The 22,174-nt window shown below is 70.9% G+C and carries 20 protein-coding genes and 1 pseudogene; 15 read left to right on the forward strand and 6 right to left on the reverse strand.

The window, feature by feature from the left end; genetic code table 11:
* The first annotated feature begins 25 nt into the window (after positions 1 to 25).
* The 7 genes from BMZ92_RS33920 (at position 26) to BMZ92_RS33950 (ending at position 5,439) form a co-directional block, all read left to right on the forward strand.
* A complete protein-coding gene (locus BMZ92_RS33920) occupies positions 26 to 952 on the forward strand; it encodes a proline dehydrogenase family protein (RefSeq protein WP_091516242.1) in 927 nt (308 codons plus the stop codon).
* A complete protein-coding gene (locus BMZ92_RS33925) occupies positions 949 to 1,776 on the forward strand; it encodes a thioesterase family protein (RefSeq protein WP_177228994.1) in 828 nt (275 codons plus the stop codon). Before BMZ92_RS33920 ends, BMZ92_RS33925 begins: the two co-directional genes overlap by 4 nt.
* 9 nt (positions 1,777 to 1,785) lie before the next feature.
* A complete protein-coding gene (gene proC / locus BMZ92_RS33930; protein WP_091516248.1) occupies positions 1,786 to 2,583 on the forward strand; it encodes a pyrroline-5-carboxylate reductase in 798 nt (265 codons plus the stop codon).
* A 235-nt stretch (positions 2,584 to 2,818) separates the two neighbouring features.
* Positions 2,819 to 3,031: a helix-turn-helix domain-containing protein gene (locus BMZ92_RS33935; protein ID WP_091516249.1), complete on the forward strand. Its 213-nt coding sequence runs from the start codon at positions 2,819 to 2,821 to the stop codon at positions 3,029 to 3,031.
* A 125-nt stretch (positions 3,032 to 3,156) separates the two neighbouring features.
* Positions 3,157 to 3,258, forward strand: coding sequence for a 30S ribosomal protein bS22 (locus BMZ92_RS33940; RefSeq protein WP_017986394.1), 102 nt, complete (start codon positions 3,157 to 3,159; stop codon positions 3,256 to 3,258).
* Between the two features lie 176 nt (positions 3,259 to 3,434).
* Positions 3,435 to 4,478 (forward strand): NAD-dependent epimerase/dehydratase family protein, encoded by a 1,044-nt coding sequence (locus BMZ92_RS33945; RefSeq protein WP_091516252.1) that lies wholly within the window; start codon positions 3,435 to 3,437, stop codon positions 4,476 to 4,478.
* Between the two features lie 25 nt (positions 4,479 to 4,503).
* Positions 4,504 to 5,439: a lysophospholipid acyltransferase family protein gene (locus BMZ92_RS33950; RefSeq protein ID WP_177228995.1), complete on the forward strand. Its 936-nt coding sequence runs from the start codon at positions 4,504 to 4,506 to the stop codon at positions 5,437 to 5,439.
* Between the two features lie 3 nt (positions 5,440 to 5,442).
* Here BMZ92_RS33950 and BMZ92_RS33955 read toward each other — a convergent pair whose 3' ends face one another.
* A complete protein-coding gene (locus BMZ92_RS33955) occupies positions 5,443 to 6,006 on the reverse strand; it encodes a TetR/AcrR family transcriptional regulator (RefSeq protein ID WP_091516258.1) in 564 nt (187 codons plus the stop codon).
* Positions 6,007 to 6,043: 37 nt separating this feature from the next.
* Here BMZ92_RS33955 and BMZ92_RS33960 point away from each other — a divergent pair, with 37 nt between their 5' ends.
* The gene (locus BMZ92_RS33960) at positions 6,044 to 7,102 is read left to right on the forward strand and encodes an epoxide hydrolase family protein (protein WP_091516259.1); all 1,059 of its coding nucleotides are present in this window, start codon (positions 6,044 to 6,046) and stop codon (positions 7,100 to 7,102) included.
* Here the strand turns inward: BMZ92_RS33960 and BMZ92_RS33965 are convergent.
* The 4 genes from BMZ92_RS33965 to BMZ92_RS33980 are packed head-to-tail and all read right to left on the reverse strand — an operon-like array spanning position 7,055 to position 10,953.
* Entirely contained in the window at positions 7,055 to 8,245 is a 1,191-nt protein-coding gene (locus tag BMZ92_RS33965; protein ID WP_091516262.1) for an MFS transporter, read from the reverse strand. The two genes, BMZ92_RS33960 and BMZ92_RS33965, sit on opposite strands and share 48 nt — an antisense overlap.
* Positions 8,246 to 8,291: 46 nt before the next feature.
* Positions 8,292 to 9,194 carry an HAD family hydrolase gene (locus BMZ92_RS33970; protein WP_091516264.1) on the reverse strand — a complete coding sequence of 301 codons (903 nt, stop codon included), beginning with the start codon at positions 9,192 to 9,194 and terminating at the stop codon, positions 8,292 to 8,294.
* Between the two features lie 53 nt (positions 9,195 to 9,247).
* Complete coding sequence (locus tag BMZ92_RS33975) at positions 9,248 to 10,267, reverse strand: DUF5667 domain-containing protein (protein WP_091516266.1); 1,020 nt, start codon at positions 10,265 to 10,267, stop codon at positions 9,248 to 9,250.
* Between the two features lie 38 nt (positions 10,268 to 10,305).
* On the reverse strand, positions 10,306 to 10,953 hold the full coding sequence (locus tag BMZ92_RS33980) for a sigma-70 family RNA polymerase sigma factor (protein ID WP_346055552.1): 648 nt from the start codon (positions 10,951 to 10,953) through the stop codon (positions 10,306 to 10,308).
* A 155-nt stretch (positions 10,954 to 11,108) separates the two neighbouring features.
* Here BMZ92_RS33980 and BMZ92_RS33985 point away from each other — a divergent pair, with 155 nt between their 5' ends.
* The 7 genes and pseudogenes from BMZ92_RS33985 to BMZ92_RS34015 all read left to right on the forward strand — a co-directional run bounded on the left by BMZ92_RS33985 (position 11,109) and on the right by BMZ92_RS34015 (position 19,162).
* Positions 11,109 to 12,572 (forward strand): AMP-binding protein, encoded by a 1,464-nt coding sequence (locus tag BMZ92_RS33985; RefSeq protein ID WP_091516271.1) that lies wholly within the window; start codon positions 11,109 to 11,111, stop codon positions 12,570 to 12,572.
* Complete coding sequence (locus tag BMZ92_RS33990; RefSeq protein WP_091516274.1) at positions 12,569 to 12,817, forward strand: glutaredoxin family protein; 249 nt, start codon at positions 12,569 to 12,571, stop codon at positions 12,815 to 12,817. Before BMZ92_RS33985 ends, BMZ92_RS33990 begins: the two co-directional genes overlap by 4 nt.
* 41 nt (positions 12,818 to 12,858) lie before the next feature.
* Positions 12,859 to 14,363 (forward strand): annotated as a pseudogene (locus tag BMZ92_RS33995) (molybdopterin-dependent oxidoreductase).
* 185 nt (positions 14,364 to 14,548) lie between these two features.
* Entirely contained in the window at positions 14,549 to 15,325 is a 777-nt protein-coding gene (locus BMZ92_RS34000; RefSeq protein WP_091516313.1) for a redox-sensing transcriptional repressor Rex, read from the forward strand.
* Positions 15,326 to 16,645: a glutamyl-tRNA reductase gene (locus tag BMZ92_RS34005; RefSeq protein WP_091516275.1), complete on the forward strand. Its 1,320-nt coding sequence runs from the start codon at positions 15,326 to 15,328 to the stop codon at positions 16,643 to 16,645.
* A complete protein-coding gene (hemC, locus tag BMZ92_RS34010) occupies positions 16,642 to 17,598 on the forward strand; it encodes a hydroxymethylbilane synthase (RefSeq protein ID WP_177228996.1) in 957 nt (318 codons plus the stop codon). The genes BMZ92_RS34005 and hemC overlap by 4 nt, the downstream gene beginning before the upstream one ends.
* 31 nt (positions 17,599 to 17,629) lie before the next feature.
* The gene (locus tag BMZ92_RS34015) at positions 17,630 to 19,162 is read left to right on the forward strand and encodes a bifunctional uroporphyrinogen-III C-methyltransferase/uroporphyrinogen-III synthase (protein WP_091516277.1); all 1,533 of its coding nucleotides are present in this window, start codon (positions 17,630 to 17,632) and stop codon (positions 19,160 to 19,162) included.
* Positions 19,163 to 19,224: 62 nt separating this feature from the next.
* Here the strand turns inward: BMZ92_RS34015 and BMZ92_RS34020 are convergent, their stop codons facing one another.
* Positions 19,225 to 22,029 carry an alpha-L-rhamnosidase gene (locus BMZ92_RS34020; RefSeq protein ID WP_091516280.1) on the reverse strand — a complete coding sequence of 935 codons (2,805 nt, stop codon included), beginning with the start codon at positions 22,027 to 22,029 and terminating at the stop codon, positions 19,225 to 19,227.
* Between the last annotated feature and the right edge of the window lie 145 nt (positions 22,030 to 22,174).

The raw sequence follows: 22,174 nt of genomic DNA on the forward strand, positions 1-22,174 counted from the left end.
TATGTGAACACGTAAAGTTTCCAGCGTGAACCCGTTCCGCTCGCTGATCCTCGCCGCCGCAGGCAGCGACACGGTCCACCGTGTCGTGACCGCAGCCCCAGCCACGAGAGGTGTCGTCGACAGGTTCATCGCCGGTGAGACAGTCGGCGACGCCGTCGCGGCGACGACCGCGCTCGCGGAGGACGGCCTGTACGTGACGCTGGACTATCTCGGAGAGCGCACCGGGGACGCGCGGCAGGCGGAGCAGGTGGTGCAGACGTACCTCGGCCTGCTCGACCGCCTGCACGGCGAGGGGCTCACGGTGCGGGCGGAGGTGAGCCTCAAGCTGTCCGCGGTCGGGCTGCGGTTCGACGAGAAGCTGGCGCTGGACAACGCGTGGCGCGTCTGCGCCGCGGCCGAGCAGTGCGCCACCACCGTCACGCTGGACATGGAGGAGCACGACACCGTCGACGCCACCTTGCGGGTGCTGGCGGAGCTGCGGCACACGTGGCCCTGGGTGGGTGCGGTGCTGCAGTCGTACCTGAAGCGCACGGAGGCCGACGCCGCCGCCCTCGCGCAGGCGGATTCGCGGGTGCGGCTGTGCAAGGGGGCGTACGCGGCGAGCCCGGATGTCGCCCACAAGAGGGACCACGACGTCGATCTGAGTTACGTCCGGGCGGCGAACGTCCTGCTGGCCGGGGATGGTTACCCCATGTTCGCCACGCACGACCCCCGGTTACTGCCCCTGCTGCGGGAGCGCGTGCGCTTCCACGGCCGCAAGCAGGGCACGTACGAGTACCAGATGCTCTACGGCGTCCGGCCCGACGAGCAGCGGCGGCTCGCCGCCGAAGGCGAGACGGTGCGCGTGTACGTGCCGTTCGGGGAGAACTCGTACGCGTACCTGATGCGCAGGCTGGCCGAACGGCCGGCGAACCTGGCCTTCTTCCTCCGCTCCCTGGCCAGCCGTTCGTGAGCACGGTGGAGGCCCAGGACCCCGCGTCCTTCGAGGTGGCATGCGCGGTGAGGTCCCTGGGAGACGGCACGCTGACCGCGGACCTTCGCCCTGAGTGGTCGATCGGTCACCACCCGCACGGGGGATTTCTGCTGTCCCTCCTCGCGAAGGCCGCCGTCGCGGTGCTCGCCGAGCGGGGCGAGCCGACGGCGGAGCCGCTCGTCGTGAGCGCGGAGTTCCTGCGCCCGCCCGCGATCGGGCCCGTGCTGCTGCGCACGGACCTGCGGAAGGTGGGCCGCCGCGCCACGGTCGTCGCGGTGCGGCTGGAGCAGCGGGGGCGCAGCTGCGTCGAGGCGACGGTGACCGCGGGCCGGTTGCCGATCCGTCGTCCGGAGTGGACGGACCTGGCCCCGATGCCCGCCGAACCGCCGCCGCGGGCGATCCCGCTCGGCGGCGACACCGCGGAGGGCGCCTTCAACCTCGCGAAGGGCTGCGACGTGCGGCTCGACCCCGCGACGGCCGGCTACCTCACCGGCCGCACGGGTGAACCGCCGCGGCTGCGGCTGTGGGTGCGGCCGCGGCACGGCGTGCCGGACCCGTACTTCGTGCTGCTGGCGGGGGACGTGAACCCGCCGGTGGTGTTCAACCTCGGCCGCACCGGCTGGGCGCCGACCGTGCAGCTGACCGCGCTCGTGCGCGCCCGGCCCGCGTCGGGCTGGCTGCGCGTGCAGGTGGAGTCCCGCTCGGTGCACGAGGCGTGGTTCGACTCGGACGCCACGGTCATCGACTCGGCGGGACGGCTCGTGTGCCAGGCCCGGCAGTTGGCGTTGTCACCTTCGCCTTAGTCTCGGGGTATGACGACGATCGCGGTGCTGGGTGCGGGCAAGATCGGTGAAGCGCTGCTGGCGGGGCTGCTGAAGGGCGGCCGCAGCGCGGACGAGCTGCTGTTCACCGAGCGGCATCCGGAGCAGGCGGCCAGGATCACCGACCGGTACGGCATCGCGGGTGTCGAGGTCGAGGAGGCGGCGAAGCGGGCCGACGTCCTCGTCGTCGCGGTGAAGCCCCAGGACATCGATCCCGTGCTGACCGCGCTGGCGCCCGCCGTCGGCCCCGGGACGCTGGTCGTTTCGCTGTGCGCGGGGCTGCCGACGTCGCTGTACGAGCGCAGGCTGCCCGACGGCGTGCCGGTGGTGCGGGTCATGCCGAACACGCCGATGGTGGTCGGCGAGGCGATGAGCGCGATCTCGCCCGGCACGCACGCGACGGCCGGGCACGTGGCGCTGGTGAAGGAGCTGCTGTCGTCGGTCGGTCAGGTCATCGAGGTGCCCGAGTCGCAGCAGGACGCCGTGACCGCGCTGTCCGGTTCCGGGCCGGCGTACTTCTTCTACCTGGTCGAGGCCATGATCGACGCCGGCATCCTGCTGGGCCTGCCGCGCGCGGTCGCCGAGAAGCTGATCGTCCAGTCGGCCGTCGGGGCGGCGAAGATGCTGGCGCAGAGCACCGAGCACCCGGTGATCCTGCGGGAGGCCGTCACGTCCCCGGCGGGCACGACCATCAACGCCATCCGCGAACTGGAGAAGCACGGCGTCCGCGCGGCGATGCTGGACGCCATCGAGGCGGCGCGGGACCGGTCGGTCGAACTCGGTAAGTGACGCTGCGTCAACAAGCGCGTCACACCGCGCTGCGCCGAACGGTGCCGGAAGTGGATCTCGGAGGCTCGGAAGTAGCCACGATCCGCAGGTGAACGCGCCCGGTTGGACCAATTACCCCGGCAGACGTCGCACTGGTCCCATCAGTCCCGCTACCCTCATGGGTAAAGCACGTGCGTGTCGAACCGCCGGTGGGGAAGCCGAGCGGCACGACGCGTGTCGAAGGGCACGGTGACGTATGCCGTCGAACAAGAAGGACGTGCCCGCTGTCGGGCAGGTCCAGTTCCTGACGGTCGCCGAGGTGGCCTCGCTGATGCGGGTCTCCAAGATGACCGTCTACCGCCTCGTGCACTCGGGCGAGCTGCCGGCCGTGAGGGTCGGCAAGTCGTTCCGCGTGCCCGAGAAAGCAGTGCACCAATACCTGGAAGGCGCCTATTACGACGTCGGCTAGGTGGGGGGCTGCGCTTGTGTCCAGAGCCCACGGGTAATCTGGGAGACCGCTCGCGCCTGTGCGCTCCAACCGATGGACGCTGCGCCGGGCAGCGTCGGATCGACGGAAAACGTGAAGGAGCACCTGTGGGCTCGGTGATCAAGAAGCGCCGCAAGCGCATGTCCAAGAAGAAGCACCGCAAGCTGCTGCGCCGCACGCGGATGCAGCGTCGCAAGCAGGGTAAGTGACACCCCGCTGACGCTTCTTCGACGCGACCCGTCCGGACAGCCGGGCGGGTCGCGTCCGTTTGGGTGGCGGCGGTGACGGGGCGTGGACCGGGGCTTTCTGGCCCCTGACGCCGTTCGGGTCGCGCGGTAGCATCGCCACCGCCGCCGGAACTCCAGCCCTGTGACCAGGGGGTGCCATGCCGTCCGAAGTCGTGCTCGTCACCGGGGTCGGAGGTGAACTCGGGGGCCGCCTGCTCGCCAGGCTCGGCGCCAGCCCCGCGTTCGCCCGGGTCCTCGGGGTGGACACGACGCCGCCGCGCCCGCACGTGCTGCGGCGGCTGGGCCGTGCCGAGTTCGTCCGTGCCGACATCCGCAACCCGCTGATCGCGAAGATCATCTCGGACGCGCGGGTCGGCACCGTCGTGCACGCCGCGACGACGTGCCACCCCGCCGGGCCCGCCCGCCGCGGCGCGCTCAAGGAGGTCAACGTCATCGGCACGATGCGGTTGCTCGCCGCGTGCCAGCGTTCGGCGTCCGTGCGCAAGCTCGTCGTCAAGTCCACCACCGCGGTCTACGGCGCCGACGCGAGCTCGCCCGCCGTCTTCACCGAGGACTCCGAGCTGATCCCGGCGTCCTCGACGGGCTACGCGAAGGACGCCATCGAGATGGAGGGCTACGTGCGGGGGCTCGCCCGCCGCAGGCCCGACCTGACGATCACGACGCTGCGGTTCGCGAACATCATCGGCCCGGACGTGGACACGGTGCTGGCCCGGTACTTCGCGTTGCCCGTGGTGCCGAGCGTGCTCGGCTACGACGCCCGGCTGCAGCTGCTGCACGCCTCGGACGCGCTCACCGTGCTGGAGCTGGCGACGCTCGAGGACCGGCCGGGGGTGTTCAACGTCGCGGCGGACGGGGTACTCACCCTCGGGCAGGCCCTGCGCAGGGCGGGCAGGGTCGAACTGCCGGTGCCGCGGCCGCTGCTCCCCTCGGTGGCCAAGGTGCTGCGGGGCGCCCGCGTGGTCGACTTCTCGACCGACCAGGTGCGGCTGCTGAACTACGGCCGCGTCGTGGACACCACGCGGCTGAAGCGGACCTTCGGGTACCGCCCGCGGTGGACGACGGCCGCGGCGTTCGAAGACTACGTGCGCGGCCGCGGGCTGCGCCCCGTCGTCCCCGGCGAGCACCTGGCGGCGCTGGCCGACCGGGTCGTGGCCGCAGCGGCGACCGGTCAGGCGAGATGATCCCGGACAGAACCTGGAGCGGGCAGTGACGACGAGCACGGAAGCACAGGTCATCCCCCTGCGGCGGCCCCGGCAGGCCGACGCCCCCGTCCCGCCCGAGCCGGCGCCGGCGCCGGTCGACGAACGGCCCGACGCGGTCACGCGGGTGCTGAAGTTCCTGCGGAACCGCCTCACGGGCGAGTACGAGGTGGACGAGTTCGGGTTCGACCGCGAACTCACCGAAACCCTGCTGCTCCCGCCGTTGCGGCTGCTGTACGAGAAGTGGTTCCGCGTGAGCGCGCACGGCATCGACAACGTGCCGAAGGAGGGCGGCGCGCTGATCGTGTGCAACCACTCCGGCACGGTGCCGCTCGACGCGGTGATGACGGCCGTCGCGGTGCACGACGAGCACCCCGCGCACCGGCACCTGCGCATGCTGGGTGCCGACCTGGTGTTCCGCACCCCGCTGCTGGGCGAGCTGGCGCGCAAGTCGGGGCAAACGCTCGCGTGCCACCCGGACGCCGAGCGGCTGCTGCGGTCCGGCGAGCTGGTCGGGGTGTGGCCGGAGGGCTTCAAGGGCATCGGGAAACCGTTCTCGGCTCGGTACAAGCTGCAGCGCTTCGGGCGGGGCGGCTTCGTGTCCGCGGCCTTGCGCACCGGGGTGCCGATCGTGCCGTGCGCGATCGTCGGCGCCGAGGAGATCTACCCGAAGATCGGCGACCTCAAGCCGCTGGCGCGGTTGCTGGGGCTGCCGTACTTCCCGGTCACGCCGTTCTTCCCGCTGCTGGGGCCGCTCGGTGCGCTCCCGCTGCCGACGAAGTGGACGATCGAGTTCGGCGAGCCGATCCACACCGACCACATCCCCGCCGAGGACCACGACGACCCGATGCTGGTGTTCAGCCTGACCGACCAGGTGCGCGAGTCGATCCAGCAGACCCTCTACGCCCGGCTGGACCAGCGGGAAAGCGTTTTCAAGGGCTGACGCTCACCTGCCGTCGGCGAGACGCTGGATGGTGGTGGCGAGCCAGGACCGGAGCTCGGCGGGGTCGCCGAGTTCGGCGCGCAACACCCGGCGGCGCGTGGAGACGCCGAGGACGAACGCGTCGATCGCCGCTGCGCGGTTGCGGGCCTCGGCGTCGTCCAGGCCGCTCTCGCGCAGGTAGCGGTGCAGCGGCTCCAGCGAGTTCGTGTCCAGGAAGGTGGCCAGCGCCTCCGCCGCCTCCGGGCGTTCCCCGGACGCACGCTGCAGCACGAGCAGCGGGTCCTCGCCCGGCGAGCCGAACCAGCGCTGGACGATGCTCGCCGCCAGGCGGGCGCCGAGCGAGGAGCGGGGGCCGTCGAAGGAGATCTCGACCGGGATTTCCACCTGGGCCGCCGCCAGGAACAGACCGTCCTTCCCGCCGAAGTACCGCGTGATGAGGTTGGGCGACACGCCTGCCGCGTCCGCGACGCCCTTGACGGTGATCGCCGCGAAGCCGTGCCGGGCGAACTGCTGTCGCGCGTGCTTCAGGATCCGCTGCTTGGTCGCGGCCGAGTCGCGGGAATGCATGTGTACGAGGATACACATCGTGTGTATGGTCGTACACATGACTTTCGAACTGCGGGACCGGCTCCGCCGCACGCGCCGCGTCGCGACACCCTGGGCCGAGGACCCGAAGCGCGGCCTCGGCGGCAGCCGCCTCGACGACCTGCTCGAACACTGGGCGAACGGCTACGACTGGGGCACGCACGAGCGCCGCATAGCCGCGTACCCCTGGGTGACCACGGGGTCCGGCGACACCGAACTGGGGATGATCCACCAGCGCTCCGCGAATCCGGCCGCCCCGGTCGTCGTGCTGTTGCACGGGTGGCCGGATTCGGTGTTGCGGTTCGAGCGCGTGCTGCCGTTGCTCGCGGACCTGCACGTGGTCGTCCCGGCGCTGCCCGGCTTCCCGTTCGCGGCCCCGCTCACCACGTCGGGGATGTCGGTGAACCGGATCGCCGGAATCGTCGCCGCCGGGCTCGACGAACTCGGGTACTCGCGGTACACGCTGTCCGGCGGCGACGTCGGTGGCACCGTCGCGGAAATCCTCGCCGCCGAACACCCGGACCGCGTGGCCGCGTTGCACCTCACGAACGTCGCCCCGCAACACGCGCTGACGGCCGACCCGGCGAAGCTCGCGCCCGACGCGGCGGCCTACCTCGGCCGGACCGGACAGTGGTTCCGGGCCGAGGGCGGGTACATCGCGGAGCAGTCGATGCGGCCGAACACGCTCGCCGTCGCCCTCGGCGACTCGCCCGCGGGCCTCGCGGCGTGGATCGCCGAGAAACTCCAGGCGTGGTCCGGCGAATCGGCGTTCACTCGGGACGAGCTGCTCACCTGGATCAGCGCCTACTGGGTCACCGGCACGATCGGCACCTCGTTCGCCACCTACGCCGAACCGGCCGCCGTACCCAGCCGGGTCGAGACGCCGACCGTGCTCTCCGTGTTCCCGCACGACACGAAACCGGAGCCGCGGAGTTACGCCGAGGCGTTTCTCAACGTGCGTGAGTACGTGGAACACGCCGCAGGCGGTCACTTCGCCGCGTGGGAGCAGCCCGAGGCCTACGCCGGCGACCTACGCCGCGCGGTCCGGCTGGGCGAGTCGGCTCCCGGCCACCAGTAGCAGCAGGGCGACGAACGCGCCGAGCGCGGCCGAGCACAGGAACATCGGGCCGAGCCCCACGGCGTCGATCACCGGCTGGGCGAGCAGGGGCGAGAGGAACTGGGCCAGGAACATCGCCGACGTCAGCAGCCCCAGTGCCGCGGTCCTGGCGGCGGGGGCGACCGAGGCGACGACCCAGCCGTTGAACGTCGGGTTCTGCAGGCCCACCCCGAGGCCGACGACGAGGATGCCCAGCCCGGCGACCCACAGCGAACCCGCGAGCCCGAGCACGACGAGACCGGCCGCGTAGGCCGCGAACAGGCTGATGGCCAGCACCCGGAAGCTCCGGCCCTCCCTGAGCCGCCGGAAACTGAGCCCGACCACGGTCATCACCAGGTTGAGCGCGGCCAGCATCGCTCCCGTCAGCGCCGGGCCCGCCCCGCCGATCTGCCCCAGCCAGAACGGCGCCTGCGTCGGCACGACGTAGAACACCAGGATCCCGAGGAACACGAGGGCGTACAGGCCGAGCAGGCGCGGCTGCCACGCCCCGGTGGTGGCCGTCCGGCCCGTGGTCGCGACCGGGACGTCGGAGACGTACCGCAGCACCAGCACCAGCAGCGGGACGCCCAGCAGGTAGACCGCGAAGGGACCACGCCAGCTGAGCGAGGCGAGCAGTCCGCCCAGCAGCAGCGAGACGACGCCGCCGAAGCCCATGGCCGCGCCCTGCAAGCCGAGCACGCGGCCGTGTTCGGCGGGCGGGTGGTGGTCCGCCAGCGGCGCTGTGGAAGTGGCCATGATCCCGGCGATCCCGACCCCGAGCACCGCACGCCCGGCGAGCAACGCGGGCAGCGAGTTCAGTACCAGGCCCGAACCGCCACCCACGACGTAGAGCACCAGGCACGCCGCGAGCACGCGCACACGCCCGGCCCGCACGCTCACGCGGCCGATGACGGGGGCGGAGAGCAGGATCGCGAGCCCCGGCAGGGTGAGGACGAGGCGCACCAGGACACCGGCGTGCGGGGTCGCCGCGAAGTGCTCGGCCATCCCCGGCAGCGCGGGCGTGATCGTCGCGCTCGCCATGATCGTCATCGTGCTGGCGCCGAGCAGTGCCGCCAGCAGTGCCCGTGGCCCGCGCCGCACGGGTGCCGCCGTCGTGTCCGTCATGGCACCGACGGTAAAAGCTCGAGTAAGGTTCAGGTCAAGGCCTGGCTCACCTGCGCCGGTAGGCCATCCCCACGGCGACCGCGCCCGCGACCGCACCGGCGCCCAGCACCGACGGCACCCCGATCTTCGCCGCCTTGCGGCCGGTGCGGAAGTCGCGGATCTCCCAGCCCCTGGCGCGCGCGATCTCCCGCAGCCCGGCGTCCGGGTTCACCGCCACCGCGGTGCCGACGACCGACAGCATCGGGATGTCGTTGGACGAGTCCGAGTACGCCGTGCAGCGCCGCAGGTTCAGCCCCTCGCGCGCCGCCAGCGCCCGCACCGCGTGCGCCTTCGCGCGGCCGTGCAGCAGGTCCCCGACGAGCCGGCCGGTGTACACGCCGTCGACGTGCTCCGCGACCGTGCCGAGCGCGCCCGTCAGGCCGAGCCGTCGCGAGATGATCGCCGCCAGCTCCACCGGCGTCGCCGTCACGAGCCACACCCGCTGCCCGGCGTCGAGGTGCATCTGGGCCAGCGCGCGCGTGCCCGCCCAGATCTTGTCGGCCATCAGCTCGTCGTAGATCTCCTCGCCGACCTCGGTCATCTCCTGCACGGTCTTGCCCGCCACGAACGACAACGCCTGCTCACGGCTGGCCTTCACGCTGTCCTGCGTCTCGCGCCCGCCCACGCGGAACTTCACCTGCCGCCAGGCGAACCCGGCGAGGTCGGAGGCCGTGAAGTACTTGCGGGCGGCGAGCCCGCGCGCGAAGTGGAAGATCGACGCGCCCATCATCATCGTGTTGTCGACGTCGAAGAACGCGGCCGCGGTGAGGTCGGGCGTGGCGGGCGGCGGTGGCAGCTCGACGCCGTCGAGCTGCGCGGTCTCCATCGCGACGGCGGCATCGGCCGACGCCTCGCCCGCGAGCGTGGCGAGTCGTTCGAGTTCCGGGCCCTTGCCCCTGCCGCGCCACACGCAGACCGCCTCCTGAATCGCGGGTGTCCGGACTGCCAGCGTAGCGATTCCGGTCAGCCGATCCCCACCCCGGGAAGGCCGGGGAGCAGGGGCGGGAGGGAGATCAACGGCGGCTGCGTCGTGGTCGTCGACGGCAGCCTCGGACTGGTCGGCGCGAGCACCGGCGGCTCGACCGCCGAGGGCGCCGAAACCGTCGGCGAGTGCGGCAACGGGGGCGTCGGCAGCTGCGGCGAGGACACCGGCGAGGGCGTGGACGTGGTGGTTTGCCGCGCGGGCGGCGCTTCGCTGCTCGGCGCGGTCGGCGCCGGGACCGGGGGCTGCTGCCCGATGAGCGCGTCCGTCGGCGGCGCGCACGAGCCCGACTCCGGCACCGCGCCGAGGTCGTCCAGCTGGCCGGTGGTGATGCGGAAGCAGTCCAGCCGGGCGAGCAGCGTCTGGGCCCGTGCCTCGATCCGGTCGAGGAGTTCCGCCGAAGAGGTGAACTGGGGCAGCGCGGCGGACGGGACGGCGGACTCCACCGCGTCGAGCTTCCCGCGCTGGTCGCGGGACCACGTGCGCAGCTGGTCGAGCTGCTGCCCGCTGCCCTGCGTGGCCAGCTGCGTGAGGACGGCGGTACCGAGCTTGGCCTCGTACTGGAAGTCCGTGAACGCGGCCCGGTAGGCGCCCGCGTCCGCCCCCGCGTCCGCCCCCGCGAGCGCCTTCAGCTCGTCGAGCCGGTTCGCCGCGAACTCCAGGTGCTTCTGCGCCTTCGCCGAGTCGCCGAACGCGAGCCCCAGCTCGGCCGACTCACCCGCGCGCTTGACGCCGTACAACGGGTCGCCGGGCAACGCGTTCCTCGACAACAGCAGGCCGATCCCGCCGAGTGCGACGACGAGCGCGACCGCGGCCGCGAGCACCTCGGCGAGGATCCGCCGTCGTCGCGAGGGCCGCTGCCGTTCCTGCTCCGCCAGCCGTTCGAGGATGCCGTCCTTGATGCGCTCACGGGTGGCGGCGTCCGGTTTCGCGGCGTCGCCGAGCCGGCGCAGCCCGGAGATGACCTCCAGGTCGCGTCCTGACCACCCGGGCACGTCCACGACTGGTGAACGACCGATACCCCCGGGGTGTTACGGGTTCAGCGCCACGCCGGGGGCAACGATTGCGCCAGCTTCCGCACCGCCCGGTGCTGCAGCGCCTTGATCGCGCCTTCGTTGCGCTTCATGATCTGCGCGGTCTCCGTCAGCGACAGGCCCTGGATGAACCGCAGCACGATGCATTCGCGCTGGTCCTCGCCCAGTTCGGCGATGCACTTGAGCAGTGCCTCCCGGGTCGCGCCGGCGAGCGCCTGCTGTTCGGGGCCGGACCCGTCGGTGGTCTGGCCGACGAACGGCGCCGAGCCGGACTCGCTCACCTCGTCGGTGACGACCTCGAGCTTGTACCGGCTCGACTTGACGTGGTCGAACACGATGTTGCGGGCGATCGTGATGAACCAGGCGCCGACGTCGCGGCCCTGGTAGCTCACGGACGTGATCCGGCGCAGCGCGCGCAGGAACGTCTCGCTGGTGATGTCCTCGGCCAGTTCGCGGTCGCCCAGCCGGAAGTAGACGTACCGGTACACCACGTCGACGTAGCGGTCGTAGAGCGTGCCGAAGGCCGTGCTGTCGCCCTTCTGGGCGGCGTGGACGAGGTCCCACGAGTCGGGTTCGTCGTCCGGCAGGTCCACAGGGCGCGCGAGCGTGCCGACGTGCAGCCCCAGCGGGCGTGCAGCAAGCCAGTTCGTCACGGCGACTCCTCTGTCCCGTCCCGAGTGATCACCACCACTCGGGCGCGAGAGCAGCATACGTGTTGTTACCCGGAAGTAGGTAGTGGTGTCTGTTGCGGAAGTGCGACGATCCGCGAGCCTCCCCCTGACGGGAGGCGGGAGGAGGCACGGGCGACATGGCCAACATCGCCGATCTGCTCACCGCCGCCGCGCGCCGGTGGCCGGACGCACCCGCGCTCGCCGACACCACGGCGGACACGCGTTTCACCTGGTCGGAGCTGGATGCGGCGGTGCACGGACAGGTCCGTGCCCTCCGCGAGCACGGCGTCGCCGAGGGGGACAGGGTGCTCCTGCGGCTGCCGACGTCGGCGGACTTCGCGGTGGCGCTGTTCGCCGCGGCCCGCGCCGGCGCGATCGCGGTCCCGGTCTCCCCGCTGGCCCCCGAACCCGAGTTCCGCGGCATCGTCGAGCACAGCGGCGCGCGGCTCGTCGTCGGGCGCGAGCCGGGTGACGTGCCGCCCCAGGCCGGGCCGGGGGAGCCCGTCGAGGCGGCCGGTGGCGGCGAGGACATCGCCGTGCTGTCGTACACCTCCGGCACCACCGGGCCCTCGCGCGGCGTGATGCTGTCGCACCGCGCGCTCCTGGCGAACGTCGAGCAGGTCGGGGCGGTCCCCGGCACGCCGGAGCACGAGGACCGCGTGCTGCTCGCCATCCCGCTGTTCCACGTCTACGGTCTCGGCCCGGGCCTGCTGCACTCGGCTTCGGTGGGCGCGACCACCGTGTTCGCCGAACGGTTCGACCCGGCCGCCGCGCTGCGGATCTGCGCCGAGCACCAGGTGACCGTGATCGGCGGCGTGCCCGCGATGTACGCCGAGTTCGCCCGGATGGACGCCGACGAGCTGCGTGCGAGCTTCGCCTCCGTGCGGCTGCTGACGTCGGGTGCCGCGCCGTTGCACCCCAAGGTGCTCGCGACCGTGCGGGAGAAGACGGGCCTGGGGATCTTCGAGGGGTACGGGCTCACCGAGACCGCGCCCGTGCTGACGTCGACGCTCGTCACGGGCTACCCCAAGCCGGGCTCCGTCGGGCGGCCACTGCCCGGCGTCGAGCTGCGGCTGGTGGAGTCGGACGGGCTCGCCGAGCCCGTGCCGCTGGACCCCGACGACCTCGACGACGCCTTCGTGGAGGAGGACGCGGGCGCCGGGCTCGTGTCCGTGCGCGGCGCGAACCTGTTCTCCGGCTACTGGCCCGACGGCGCGCACGGCCCAGACGAGGACGGCTGGTACCGCACCGGCGACGTCGGCTACCTCGACACCGACGGCGACCTGCACCTCGTGGACCGCGCGAACGACCTGATGATCGTCAACGGCTTCAACGTGTTCCCGCACGAGGTCGAGGAGGTCATCGCCACGCTGCCGGGCGTCGCGGAGGTCGCCGTCGTCGGCGTGCTCGACGAGCGCAGCGGCGAGTCGGTGAAGGCCTTCGTGGTGCCCGCCGCGGGCGCCGCGCTGTCCGAGCAGCAGGTCGTCGACCACTGCGCGGAGCTGCTCGCCGGGTACAAGGTGCCGCGCACGGTCGAGTTCACCGAGTCCCTGCCGCATTCGCCGACGGGCAAGCTGCGGCGGGTACGTTTGCGGTCATGACACAGGTGACGGTCATGAGCCGCCAGGGCTGCCACGCCTGCGAGCAGGCCGAGCGGGACGTCGAGCGGATCTGCGGCGAGCTGGGCGTCGAATGGGCCACGGCGGACGTGGACTCCGACCCCGAGTGGCGTGCCGAGTACGGCGACCGGGTGCCGGTGATCCTCATCGACGGCGCCGAGCACGGGTACTGGAAGGTCGAGGAAGACCGCTTCCGTAAGGCTCTCGTAACCGCGACCGGACGCTGATCCGACGGGCTCGCGCGAACAATGGCGGCGTGACCACCGTCCTGCGCGAAGCCCCGCCCCGGCTCAACCCTGCGGTTGCGGGGTGGACCGGCGTGCTGTCACTCGCCGCCGCGCTCGGTGCCGGGCACCTCGTGGCCGCGTTCGTCGGCCGCGGCGCCTCGCCGTACCTGGCCGTGGGGAACGCGGCGATCGACCTCACCCCGTCCTGGCTCAAGGACTTCGCGGTCAGCTCGTTCGGCACGCACGACAAGACGGTGCTGCTGGCCGGGATGGCCGTGGTGATGGTCGCGCTGGCGGTCGTGGCGGGGCTGATCTCCCGTGAGCGGGCGCTGCCGGGGCAGGTCGTCATCGCGGTGTTCGGCGTGCTCGGGGAGTCGCGGTCTACGGCCGTCCCGACCTGGGACAGCTCGCGCTCGCCGCCCCGCTGGCGAGCCTCGTCGCCGGGGTGCTGGTGTTCCGCTGGCTGCACGGCGCGGCGTTGTCGCGGGGTGTTTCGGACAGCCGCAGGCGGTTCCTCCTGACCGCGGTGGCGGCCGGTGTCGCCGGTGGGGTGGGGCAGTGGCTCGGTTCGCGCAAGAACGCCGACGCGTCGCGTGCCGCCGTCGGGCCGCTCACCCCGGCCCAGCCCGCGCCACCCGTGCCCGCCGACGCCGACTTCGCGAAGCTCGGCACGCCGACGTTCATCACGCCCAACGCGGACTTCTACCGGATCGACACCGCGCTCGTGCTGCCGCAGGTGCCCGCGGAGGACTGGACCCTGCGCATCCACGGGATGGTCGACCGGGAGCTGACGTTCACCTACGCCGACATCCGGAACCGGCCGCTCGTCGAGCGGATCATCACGTTGTGCTGCGTGTCCAACCCCGTCGGCGGCCCGTACATCTCGACCTCACGGTTCCTGGGCGTCGACCTGGCGGAGCTGCTGCGTGAGGCCGGTGTGCGGGAGGGCGCGGAGCAGCTGTTCTCGACCAGCGCGGACGGCTTCACCGCGGGCACGCCCGTCTCGACGCTCCTCGAACCCGGCCGCGGCGCGATGCTCGCGATCGGGATGAACGGCGAGCCGCTGCCCGTCGAGCACGGCTTCCCGGCGCGGCTCGTGGTGCCGGGGCTGTACGGCTACGTGTCGGCGACGAAGTGGGTCACCGACCTCGAACTGACCACGTGGGACGCGAAGCAGGCGTACTGGCTGCAGCGCGGCTGGGCCGAGCAGGGGCCGATCAAGACCGAATCGCGCATCGACGCCCCGAACGGCCACGTGGCGGCGGGCAAGGTCCGCGTCGCGGGCATCGCGTGGGCGCAGCACACCGGCATCGACAGGGTGGAGGTGCGGCTGGACGGCGGCCCGTGGCAGCAGGCCGTGCTCTCCGCGGAGGTCTCCACCGACACGTGGCGCATGTGGTGGGCGGAGGTGGACGCGCCGGCGGGCAGCCACAGCGTGGCCGTCCGCGCCACCGACCGCGACGGCTACACGCAGACCGACCAGATCGCCGACGTCGTCCCCGACGGCGCGACCGGCTGGCACACGATCACCTTCTCGGCCCGCTGAGCCGCCGGTGTGTCGCTGGTCATGCCCACGACCAGCGACTTTGTGCCTGCGTTCACAAGTGGACTACCGTAGTGCGAGGCCCCGCGTAGCCCCGGCATCGAACCGGACTTCGCTTCCCGGGTCAAGAGGAACTTTCTCCAAGCGGTAGCGAAGCGGTGTTGACGGTGTCTGACGAGGAGGCCAGCGTGGTGGCACGGCGTGGCCGGCGGAACGGCGCCGAGGTCCCCTTCGACGCCGACAACGCCCCCACCGCCGAGATGCCCGCGGTCACCGACGGCGACCCGGTCCGCGTCCGGTCCATCCCCGAAGCCGCGGTCGCGCGCCTCGCCGTCTACCTGCGGGTGCTGTCCGCGATGGCCGAGCAGGGCTCGACCACGGTGGCGAGCGAGGAGCTGGCGACCGCCGCGGGCGTGAACTCCGCGAAGCTGCGCAAGGACCTGTCGTACCTGGGGTCCTACGGCACTCGTGGCGTGGGTTACGACGTGCGAGTCTTGGTGGGCCAGATCGAGCGCACACTCGGTCTGACCAGGCAGCACAAGGTCGCCGTGGTGGGAATCGGCAACCTCGGTCACGCGTTGGCCAACTACGGCGGGTTCCCCGGCAGGGGCTTTCCCGTCGAAGCGCTGTTCGACGTCGACCCCGACCTGATCGGGGTGCCCGTCGGCGGGATCCCGGTGTCGCACCTGGACGACATCCCGGAGGTGTGTGCCGAGCGCGGCATCTCCATCGGGGTCATCGCGACACCGCCGACCGCCGCGCAGTCGGTGTGCGACCGCTTGGTCGCCGGCGGCGTGCAGTGCATCCTGAACTTCGCGCCCGTGGTGCTGCAGGTACCGGAACACATCGAGGTGCGGAAGGTGGATCTCGCGGTGGAGCTGCAGATCCTGTCCTTCCACGTGGCCCGGTGCGCTGACGAGAAGAAGGGGTCCCACGCGGTGGGCAACGGAATGGTGGTGCCGTAAGTGTCTGTCTTGGCCGTGGGGCTGTCGTACCGGACCGCCGACCTGCGGACGCTGGAGCGGGCCGCGATCGGCGCCGACGAGCTGGAGAAGGTGCTGCACCAGCTGCAGCAGTCCGAGCACGTCGACGAGGCGATGCTCGTGTCCACCTGCAACCGCATCGAGGTCTACGCGGTCGTCGAGACCTTCCACGGCGGCCTCGCCGACGTGTCCGAGGTGCTGGCGCAGCAGGCCGGGTGCACCCCGGCCGACCTGTACGACCACCTGTACGTGCACTACGCGGGTGCCGCCGTCGAGCACATCTTCTCGGTGGCCTCGGGCCTGGACTCGATGGTCGTCGGCGAGACGCAGATCCTCGGCCAGGTCCGCAACGCCTACGCCACCGCGCGCGAGGCCGGCACGGTCGGCCGCACGCTGCACGAGCTGATCCAGACCACCCTGCGCGTCGGTAAGCGCGTGCACAGCGAGACCGGGCTGGACGCCCTCGGCGCCTCCGTCGTGTCGGAGGCGCTGGGCGAGGCGCCGGACCTCACGGGCAAGCACGCGGTGATCCTCGGCGCCGGCTCGATGGGCGCGTTGTCGGCGAGCCAGCTGCGCAAGGCGGGCATCGGCCGGATCACGGTGGTCAACCGCACACTGGAGAACGCGCAGCGGCTCGCGGCGAACGTGAGCGAGCTGGGCGTGCCCGCGGTCGCCGCCGGCATGGACGAGCTGGCCGTGCGCCTCGCCGAGGCGGACCTCGCGGTGAGCTGCACCGGTGCGCAGGACGTCGTGCTGGCCGCCGAGCACATCCTGCCGCGCCACGGCCGTGAGCTGGTGATCTGCGACCTCGGCCTGCCCCGCGACGTGGACCCGGCGGTCGCCGCGGTGCCGGACGTGCGCGTGGTGGACCTGGAGACCGTGCGGCGCCGGATGGACGACACCGGAGGCCGCTCGTCCGCGAAGCAGATCGCCCGTGCCACCGGCATCGTGCTCGACGAGGTGCGCGAGTACCTGGCGGGCCAGCGCAGCGCCGCGGTCACCCCGACCGTGACGGCGCTGCGCAAGCGGGCCGCCGAGGTGGTCGACGCGGAGCTGCTGCGGCTCGACCACCGCCTGCCCGGCCTCGAACCCGGCGTGCGCGACGAGTTCGCGCGCACCGTGCGCCGCGTCGTGGACAAGCTGCTGCACGCACCGACCGTGCGGGTCAAGCAGCTCGCGGCCGACGCGCAGGGGACCGATTACGCGAGCGCGTTGCGGGAACTCTTCGAGCTCGACCCCGCTTCGCCCGCCGTCGTCGCGAGCCCCTCTCCCCAACCCAACACAGACGGTGAAAGCCAGTGACACGAACCATCAGGATCGGTACCCGGGGCAGCGCGCTCGCCCTCGCCCAGACCGGGACCATCGCCGACGCGTTGCGCCGCGCGGGCGAGAACGTCGAGATCGTCAAGGTCTCCACCCCCGGTGACCGGTCGCACGCGCCGATCGCCGAGATCGGGGTCGGCGTGTTCACGTCGGCGCTGCGTGAGGCCCTGCTGAACAAGCAGGTCGACGTCGCGATCCACTCGTACAAGGACCTGCCGACCGCGCCCGAGCCCGGCATCGTGCTGGCGGCGGTGCCGCTGCGCGAGGACCCGCGTGACGCGTTGATCGCCCGCGACGGGCTGACGCTGGGCGAGCTGCCGCGCGGCGCGAAGGTCGGCACGGGCTCGCCGCGGCGGTCGGCGCAGCTGCAGGCGCTCGGGCTCGGTTTGGAGATCGTGCCGATCCGGGGCAACATAGACACCCGGCTGCGGAAGGTCACCGACGGTGAGCTGGACGCGGTCGTGCTGGCCAGGGCAGGCCTCGCGCGCCTCGGCCGGGCGGGCGAGATCACCGAGACCCTGGACCCGATCCAGATGCTGCCCGCGCCCGCTCAGGGGGCGCTGGCGGTGGAGTGCCGCGTCGACGACGTGGACATCGAACACCTGCTTCGGTCCACTGTGGACGACGAGGCGACGCGGGTCGCCGCGACGGCGGAGCGCGCCATGCTGGCGGCGCTCGAAGCCGGTTGCAGCGCGCCCGTGGGTGCACTGGCAGAGGTGGTGGAGGACCTCGACGCGGACGGCTCGGTGGTCGAGCGCGTCTCGCTGCGGGGGGTCGCCGCCGCCGGACTCGACGGGGAGTCCGTGGAACTGATCCGCGCGTCGGCCGTCGCGGACAAGAGCGAAGCGGAGCGACTCGGCCGGGACCTGGCCGCGGAGCTGCTCGACCTGGGCGCCGGTGCGCTGTCCGGCCCTGGCCGCAACTCACGTTGACAGAGAAATTCGTACTGGAGAAAGAAAGCTGATGACCCCCGCGCGGAACACCGCTGGGCGCGTCGCGTTCGTGGGCTCGGGCCCCGGCGACGCCGGATTGCTGACCGTTCGTGCCCAGGAACTGCTGGCCAAGGCCGAGGTCGTGGTGACCGACCCCGACGTGCCCGCCGGTGTGCTCGCCGCGGCCAGCGCGGACGCCGAGGTGCGTCCCGCTGTCGGGGAGCCCGCCGAGGTGGCGAAGGACCTCGCCGGAGAGGCGAAGGCGGGGCGGCTCGTGCTGCGCCTCGTCGCCGGTGACCCGCTGACGCTGGCCGCCGGTGTGGCCGAGGTGCAGGCGGTGGCCAAGACGAGCGCCGTGTTCGAGGTCGTGCCGGGTGTGTCGCCCGGGGTCGCGGTGCCCGCGTACGCGGGGATCGCGCTGGGCGGCAGCCACGCCGAGGTCGACGTCCGCGGCGAGGTCGACTGGGCGGGGCTGGCGCGCACGCCGGGCCCGATCGTGCTGCACGCGACATCGGCCCACCTGGCCGAGGCCGCGGGCGCGCTGGTCGAGCACGGGCTGCCCTCGCAGACCCCCGTCGCGGTGACGTCGAACGGCACCATCAACACGCAGCGCACGCTGGACAGCACGCTCGCCACGCTGGCGCAGGACGCCGGTGAGCTGGTCGGCCCGCTCGTCGTGACCGTCGGTGAGGTCGCGGGGCAGCGGTCGAAGCTGTCGTGGTGGGAGTCGCGGGCGCTGTACGGCTGGAAGGTGCTGGTGCCGCGGACGAAGGAGCAGGCCGGCGAGATGGCCGAGCGGCTCCGCCAGCACGGTGCCACGTCGCACGAGGTGCCCACGATCTCGGTGGAGCCGCCGCGGAGCCCGGCGCAGATGGAGCGCTCGGTGAAGGGGCTCGTGGACGGCCGGTACCAGTGGATCGTGTTCACGTCGGCGAACGCGGTGCGCGCGGTGTGGGAGAAGTTCGAGGAGTTCGGGCTGGACGCCAGGGCGTTCTCGGGTGTGAAGATCGCCTGCGTCGGTGAGGCCACGGCCGACCGCGTGCGGGCGTTCGGGATCAACCCGGAGCTGATCCCGAAGGGCGAGCAGTCCAGCGAGGGTCTGCTGGCGGAGTTCCCGCCGTACGACGATGTGCTGGACCCGGTGAACCGGGTGCTGCTGCCGCGGGCCGACATCGCGACGGAGACACTGTCGGCGGGCCTGGTGGAGCGCGGCTGGGAGGTCGACGACGTGACGGCCTACCGCACGGTGCGCGCCGCCCCGCCGCCCGCGGAGACCCGCGAGATGATCAAGACGGGCGGTTTCGACGCGGTGTGCTTCACGTCGTCGTCGACGGTCCGGAACCTGGTCGGTATCGCGGGGAAGCCGCACACCCGGACGCTCGTGGCGTGCATCGGCCCGAAGACGGCGGAGACGGCGGTGGAGTTCGGCCTGCGCGTGGACGTCCAGCCGGAGAAGGCGGACATCCCCAGCCTGGTCGACGCACTGGCCGCCCACGCGGCGAAGCTGCGGGCGGAGGGTGCGTTGCCGCCGCCGAGGAAGGCGAAGCGGACGCGCCGTTCGTGAGGTCGTGACGGAAGGGGGCTCCCGGCCTGGTGCCGGGAGCCCCCTTTCGTTTGGGTGTCGAATCAATCCATCATGGGCTCTACGTTGCGATTTGAACGAACTCTGGCCGAAACCCTCGCTTGCGGAGTTTTGGGCTCAGGCACCGCATGTGCTTCCTCCCTGATCCGCCAGATCAACTCCTCTGCTGGGAATTCCAGATAGCGCGTGAGCTGCCGGGCGAAAGTCGCGGGATCGTCTCCCAGACCCTCTGCGGCGAAGCGTGCGATCGTGTCGGCCCACAGATCCGGATCGTCGATCACGTCGCGTATCGTGCGAACTGGGCGTTGGGGCTCTGGCGGAACCCGGACAGTCCACCGGTAGCTGCCGTGACCGACTGAAGCCCGGGAACCATCTGGTAGCTCGACCGTAGCGCGGCTTCCAACCGGCACTACTGCGTGCAAGTAAAAACGCCCGTTGTTACAGCTCCAAGATACGGATATCTCGCCGAAGGGCGTGTGGCGCACTGCCTTCGCGCTAGTCAAGTCCCGGTGGGGGATTGGTTTGACGGTGAACTCCCGGTAGCCCGGTGCGGTCGGCGTGATACCTGCGACTGTCCGATGTACCCAGTCCGTCACCGCGCCCAGTGCGTACAGATTGAATGACGTGTACTTGTTGGGGTTGAGACTTCCGTCGGGACGAATCGCATCCCACCGCTCCCAGGACGCGGTGGCTCCCATCGTTACAGGGTACAACCACGAGGGGCAACCCTTTTCGAGCATCAAGCGGTAGGCGAGATCGGGACGGCCTGCTGTGCAGAGAGCGTCCGTTATCAACGGAGTGCCGATGAAGCCGGTGGAGATGCGGAATCCGCTGGAACGGACCAAGTCGGCCAGCCTTGCGCCTGCCCTTTCTCGCTGGTGCGCCGTGGGTAGCAGCTTCCACTCGAGGGCGAGTGCGTAAACCGTTGGCACATCCGATAACACTCGTCCAGCCGGGGTCACGTAATGACGTGCGAACGCGGTGCGGGTTTCGTCGGCCAGCTTCAAATATTTCGTCACGTCTTCGTCATGTCCGAGCAATCGTGCGGCTTCCGCCATGATGTCGGCGGACCGAATGAGGTAGGCGGTTGCGATGACATCTGGGTTGGCCCTGACGTCGTACGGGGCGTCTGGAGGAGCAGTCGGATCAAGCCAATCGCCGAACTGAAATCCTCCGGCCCACACTCCGTCTGTGGTCAGCGATGCTGCCCTGTCCACCCAAGACCGCATGCTTTCATACTGTCGTCGGAGAACATCCAGGTCGCCGTAACGCTGGTAGAGCACCCAGGGGATGATTGTTGCCGCGTCACTCCAACCGGCAGCCGCCGACACGGTGACTCCGCCAACATCGGGGACGATGTAGGGAACGAGACCGTCTGGATACTGCTCGGCGGCTAGATCGGTCAACCAGGACGAGAGAAACCCCGCAACATCGAGAATCGAGGCGGCGGCGGGTGAGAAGATTTGTATGTCTCCGGTCCACCCGAGTCGCTCACTGCGATGGGCGCAGTCGGTGGGAACATGAAGCAGGTTGCTCCGGGCCGACCAGACCACGTTCTCGTGGAACTTGGTCAAGTCGGGATCCGAGCACTCGAACCACCCCGTGCGGCGAAGATCTGATCCGACGACCACAGCTTGAACGTCTTCGATGGAGAGATCGTCGATTCCGGTGATTTCCGCGTAACGGAAACCATGGTAGGTAAAGTTCGGTTCCAAGTGTGAGATACCGTCTGGAAGTATGTAGGTGTCCGTGGCTTCCGCTGTGACGAGGAACCGTGTAGCCAGTTCGCCGTGTTCCAGTATTTCGGCGTGCCGGACCGTAACCTGCTGCCCTTCCACGCCGTCCACGCTGATCCGTACCCAGCCGGCGATGTTCTGTCCGAAGTCGACCAGTGTCTTGCCGGAGGGTGACCGCCAGACGCGCCTCGCGGGAAGGTATTCGGTCGCCCGGACTGGAGGTCCCTCGGGAGCGACCAGACGTCCGAGATCTTCTTCCAGGACCTCGACGGGGTGGGCATCTTCCGAGCGCTTGCGCAGATCCATTCGCTGACCGTCGTACAGATCGTTCGCGAGGACGTTGCTGTTGCGCGCCGACCAATCGTGACCGGTCGAGAAGCTCTCCTTCGAGCCGTCCGAATAGGTCACCTCGAGTTGAGCGAGTAGGGCCAGACGGTCGCCGTAGACGGCACGCCAGCTGATTCGCCCGCGGTACCAACCGTTACCGAGCAGAACGTCGAGTTCGTTCTGGCCCTCATGCAGGAGATGGGTCACATCATAGGTTTGATACTGCAGGCGATGTTGATAGGCGGTCCAGCCGGGCGCGAGGAGTTCGTCGCCTGCCGGCATGCCGTTGATCGTCGCGTGGTGGAGGCCATGGGCGGTTATATACAAACGCGCGTTAGTGACGTCCGAGCGCAATGAGAATGTCTGCGCGAGGATTGGGGCAGGGTCCTCCCAGCGGCCGATGCCGACCGGCGAGATGAAGCGTGCCGTCCAGTCCTCCGGCTTCAGCAGCGCCACCTCGACGGTTGCGGGCTCGCTCCACGTCGACCACTTTTCGCCCGACGCTACGCGAACCCGCACGGCTACCCGCTCACGCGACCGCAGTGGTTCGAACGGCCAAGGGACGAGGATCTGCTCGTCCGACTCAACTCGAACGCTCTTGCCTTCGGCTTCGATCTCGTACGCGGTCTGTGACCAAGCCGGGTCATCGGTCGTCACCTGCCAAGACAGGCGGGGAGTGGGTGTGCCTATCCCCAGGGCCAAGTCGCGGTGTTCGAACCGGACCGGGCTCACGGAGGTGCCCCTCGTCGGTGCGGCAGGAGGGTTGACTACTTCTCGCACGATCATGAAGTCTCCAGCTCGCTGCGGCGATACTTGAAATAGAAAAACCATACAGTGAAACTCGAAGCCGAGGAAGTATCGCCGTCGGGACTGTTGGACGAATGGCGAGGCGACTCACGCAGCAGCGGCAGCCATTGCGGTCGGCTGAGCG

Source organism: Amycolatopsis sacchari (assembly GCF_900114035.1).
Classification (GTDB): Bacteria; Actinomycetota; Actinomycetes; order Mycobacteriales; family Pseudonocardiaceae; genus Amycolatopsis_E; species Amycolatopsis_E sacchari.